The sequence below is a fragment of the Candidatus Symbiothrix dinenymphae genome (assembly GCF_001431085.1).
The window spans coordinates 1-512 of the sequence record NZ_BBRU01000322.1; the positions used below are offsets into that span (position 1 = coordinate 1).

Consider the following 512-nt stretch of genomic DNA (forward strand, 5'->3'; position numbering starts at 1 on the left):
AAGTTTAATATCTGCTGTAATCTCCGCACGCATGCCGACAGCAAGGCTAACCTTAGCACCTGCTTTCAACGTCCTGTCCACTCCAAACGGACCGGAATCATATCTCAGCACCAAGGATTTTGCTTTTCCGAAGCCATCCTTCTTCAACACAAGAGGCTGATATATAACGTCTTTATCGCCAACCTTATTTTTTGTGTTTCCATCTGCAATCAAGCTCCACGTTTCTCCTTCGGTAGCGGGCATATCAAATGACCAGACTGCAACAGAGTCGTTGTTTGCATCCAACCCCATTATTTCAACCTTCAAAGGAATTTCCAATTCATTTGTATATTTCAAATCCAAAATGAGTGTGATGCCAATCGTATAAGCCGAATCTCCAAACAGGTCTTCAAAACCCACATCCGGAATCGTGTCAGCATACATAATCCGGCTCTCCGGACCCAACGTGAAAGGCATTTCTATATTGGGCTGCAAGGAAAATATAGCATCCGAAGCAAGGCTTTGTATGGGAT

Annotated in this window: 1 protein-coding gene; it reads right to left on the bottom strand. The window is 43.9% G+C overall.

Translation table 11 applies throughout. From position 1 onward, the window contains the following. Positions 1 to 512 (bottom strand): hypothetical protein (locus tag ASC50_RS03925; RefSeq protein ID WP_158648397.1); only part of this gene is annotated, 512 nt, incomplete at both ends.